This is a genomic window from Escherichia sp. Lx600-2 (genome assembly GCF_036662595.1).
Lineage (GTDB): Bacteria > Pseudomonadota > Gammaproteobacteria > Enterobacterales > Enterobacteriaceae > Escherichia > Escherichia coli.
The window spans coordinates 1-3,664 of record NZ_JAYQWM010000167.1 but is presented as its reverse complement, the minus strand read 5'-3'; the positions used below and the strand labels follow the sequence as shown (position 1 = coordinate 3,664).

Annotated in this window: 5 protein-coding genes; all 5 read left to right on the top strand. The window is 55.9% G+C overall.

The window, feature by feature from the left end; all coding sequences use genetic code 11:
- Positions 1-2 precede the first annotated feature (2 nt).
- The 5 genes from OQV04_RS25355 to OQV04_RS23820 all read left to right on the top strand — a co-directional run bounded on the left by OQV04_RS25355 (position 3) and on the right by OQV04_RS23820 (position 3,605).
- Positions 3-59 carry an IS1 family transposase gene (locus tag OQV04_RS25355; RefSeq protein WP_003032489.1) on the top strand — a complete coding sequence of 19 codons (57 nt, stop codon included), beginning with the start codon at positions 3-5 and terminating at the stop codon, positions 57-59.
- Between the two features lie 171 nt (positions 60-230).
- Positions 231-1,559, top strand: a complete 1,329-nt coding sequence (locus OQV04_RS23835) for a DNA circularization protein (protein WP_101969569.1) — start codon at positions 231-233, stop codon at positions 1,557-1,559.
- A complete protein-coding gene (locus OQV04_RS23830) occupies positions 1,556-2,635 on the top strand; it encodes a phage baseplate assembly protein (RefSeq protein WP_101969439.1) in 1,080 nt (359 codons plus the stop codon). Before OQV04_RS23835 ends, OQV04_RS23830 begins: the two co-directional genes overlap by 4 nt.
- A complete protein-coding gene (locus OQV04_RS23825; RefSeq protein WP_001259087.1) occupies positions 2,635-3,183 on the top strand; it encodes a phage baseplate assembly protein V in 549 nt (182 codons plus the stop codon). Before OQV04_RS23830 ends, OQV04_RS23825 begins: the two co-directional genes overlap by 1 nt.
- Positions 3,183-3,605: a phage GP46 family protein gene (locus OQV04_RS23820; protein WP_247806876.1), complete on the top strand. Its 423-nt coding sequence runs from the start codon at positions 3,183-3,185 to the stop codon at positions 3,603-3,605. Before OQV04_RS23825 ends, OQV04_RS23820 begins: the two co-directional genes overlap by 1 nt.
- Positions 3,606-3,664 lie beyond the last annotated feature (59 nt).

The following is a 3,664-nucleotide window of genomic DNA, read 5'->3' as shown; positions in this document are numbered from 1 at the left end:
CGGTGGAGCTGCATGACAAAGTCATCGGGCATTATCTGAACATAAAACACTATCAATAAGTTGGAGTCATTACCAAGCCCACCGTCCTATGAAAACGGCTAGCAACAAACCCAGTATTAACGGCAAAAACATTTCCATTTATACCTCTCCTTAAAGGTAAATGTTCTCTGGCGCTTCGAAAGAAGCGTCTGAAACAGAGTAGCTTATAACAAATCATATTGGTGCAGACAATGGCGTGGAAAGACAGACTGGTTGAAGCGTCGTTTCGCGGCGTTCCGTTCAAGGTAGAAGATGAAGGGGCCCCGGTAGGACGTCGGGTTGAAACGCATGAATACCCAAACCGCGACAAACCCTATACCGAAGACCTGGGGAAAATCACTTTCCGCCCGTCCATCACAGCTTATGTGGTGGGAGATGACTGCTTTGACCAGCGCGATCGCCTGATTGACGCGCTGAATAAACCCGGTCCAGGCACGCTTGTCCACCCGACATATGGTGAGCTGAAAGTCTGTGTTGACGGGGAAGTTCGGGTCAGCACATCGAAAAGTGAAGGGCGTATTGTCCGCTTTGACCTGAAGTTTGTCGAAGCAGGAGAACTCTCTTACCCCACATCAGGTGCGGCGACGGCGCAGACGCTGATGTCATCCTGTTCTGCACTGGATGACTGCATCAGTGACAGCTTCAGCGGTTTCAGTATCGATGGTGTTGCGGATTTCGTGCAGAACGACGTTATCGGTAATGCCAGCATAATGCTGGGGTATGTTTCTGATGCGATGAAAGTGGTGGATTCTGCCGTATCGGATGCCGCCAGGCTGTTGCAGGGGGATATCTCGGTACTTCTGCCGCCGCCATCGTCAGGCAAAAATTTCGTTGAGCAGGTGCAGAAAATGTGGCGTACCGGGAAACGCCTTTATGGTAACGCCAGCGACCTGGTCACCATGATCAAAACGCTTTCCGGTGTCAGCCTCGGCAGCGATCTGCAACCGCGCGGCGTCTGGAAAACGGACAGTAAAACCACCGCCACGGCGACGCAGCAGCGTAACGTGGTTGCCAGCACCCTTCGTACGACCGCAATCAGCGAAGCGGCGTATGCCGTCACCCGATTGCCTGCGCCAACAACTTCCGCGGTGATGCAGAATGCCGCAGTGGGGCAGGCAACAACACCCGCGCAGAGCACTGGCTGGCCTTCCGTCACGCATCCGGCACTGAACAATGCACCGGCGGTGAAAAACACGGTTGACCTGCCGACGTGGGAAGAACTGACTGACATTCGCGACACACTGAATACGGCAATTGATAAGGAGTTGTCCCGTACAACCAGTGATGCGCTGTTTCTGGCGCTGCGCCGGGTGAAAGCAGATCTGAATGCGGATATCAACACGCGCCTTGAACAGTCTGCACGGATCATTCAGCGCACACCGGATGAGGTTTTACCCGCGCTGGTGCTGGCGGCGACCTGGTTTGATAACGCGGCGCGTGACGCGGACATTATCCGGCGTAATGCCATTACGCATCCCGGCTTTGTGCCGGTGATCCCTCTGAAGGTGCCAGTGCAATGAACGACAATGTCACGCTACGGGTAAATGGCCGGGAGTGGAATGGCTGGACATCGGTGCGCATCGGTGCCGGTATTGAACGGCTGGCGCGGGATTTCAGTGTGGAGATCACCCGCCAGTGGCCGGGAGATGAGGGTATCACCACGCTTCAGCCGCGCATTAAAAACGGTTCAAAAGTGGAAGTGCTGATTGGTGATGAGCTGGTGATCACCGGCTGGGTGGAGGCGACGCCCGTTCGTTACGATTCCCGTTCGGTCAGCACCGGTATTGTCGGACGTAGTCTGACGGCTGACCTGATTGACTGTGCAGCCGAACCGACACAGTTTAACGGACGCTCGCTGGTGCAGATTGCGCAGGCGCTTGCTGCGCCTTTCGGCATTGAGGTGGTGAACAGCGGTGCGCCGTCGGGTGTTATTCCTGATGTTCAGCCTGATCACGGTGAAACGGTGATTGAGGTAATCAACAAAATACTCGGTCAGCAGCAGGCACTGGCTTACGACGACCCGCACGGCAGGCTGGTGATTGGCGGTATTGGCTCAACTCGGGCACATACTGCGCTGGTACTCGGGGAAAACATCCTTTCCTGCGATACGGAGAAGAGTATCCGGGAGCGGTTTTCTGTTTACCAGGTGGCGGGGCAGCGTGCCGGAAACGACGATGATTTCGGTGAGGCCACCACCACCGCGCTGCGGGCCCGCACAGAGGACGCATTTATTGCCCGTTACCGTCCGATGTATATCAGGCAGACAGGGCAGGCTACGGGGGCAGGCTGTATTGCCCGTGCGGACTTTGAAGCCAGACAACGGGCGGCGCGGACGGATGAAACCACCTATGTGGTGCAGGGCTGGCGACAGTGTAACGGTACGCTGTGGCAGCCCAACCAGCGGGTGATTGTCTTTGATCCGGTCTGTGGTTTCGACAATACCGAACTGCTTGTTTCGGAAGTCACGTTTACTCAGGACCAGAACGGCACCCTGACGGAAATCCGTGTCGGCCCACCTGATGCTTATCTGCCTGAACCCGAAGCCCCCGGCGCGCGGAAAAAGAAAAAAGCCAGAGTACAGGAGGATCCGTTCTGATGAGGACGATTGAAGCCATGCAGCGACAACTCCTCGGCCTGATTGGGCGGGCCGTGGTGAAAAGCATCAGTGCCGCCACGAAATGTCAGACCGTGGATGTGTCCCTGATTGCCGGTGAACCCAAAGCCGGGGTTGAACATCTTGAACCCTACGGTTTTACCGCAAGGGCAAACAGCGGTGCGGAAGCGGTGGTGTTGTTTCCGGATGGCGACCGTTCTCATGCGGTGGTTGTTACGGTGTCGGACCGGCGCTACCGCCTGAAAGGGCTGCAGACGGGTGAGGTGGCTGTCTATGACGATCAGGGGCAGTCCGTGACGCTGACCCGGGAGGGGATCGTGGTGGACGGTGCAGGTAAAACGATCACGTTTCGCAATTCACCTAAAGCACGTTTTGAAATGGACCTGGAAGTGACCGGACAGGTGAAAGACCTGTGCGACTCCGGCGGCACCACCATGTCAGCGATGCGGCTTGCCTATAACGGGCATCGTCACAGAGAGAACGGTCAGGGCAGTAACACCGACAAACCTGATAAAGCGATGGAGGCATGATGGAACTGTGGCTGACGGTGAACGGTAAACGCACCTGCGCCAGCGCACCGCTGGATCCGCTGACCCGCGCCGTGGTGATTTCCCTGTTTACCTGGCGGCGGGCGGAGCCTGATGACAACGCCGACGTCCCGATGGGATGGTGGGGGGATACCTGGCCTGCGGTACAGAATGACCGTTACGGCTCCCGACTGTGGCTGCTTCAGCGCAGCAAACTGACCAATCAGCTGGTGCAGACGGTAAGGGGATATATCCGCGAATGCCTGCAATGGATGATTGATGACGGCGTGGTGTCCCGTATTGATCTGGATATCCGCCGTACCGGGATTAATGAACTGGGTAACAGTATCACTCTCTGGCGTCGTGACGGACCGGTAATGATTTCTTTTGATGATCTGTGGAGTGCGATTAGACTGGCCCCCTGAATCTCCAGACAACCAATATCACTTAAATAAGTGATAGTCTTAATACTAGTTTTTAGACT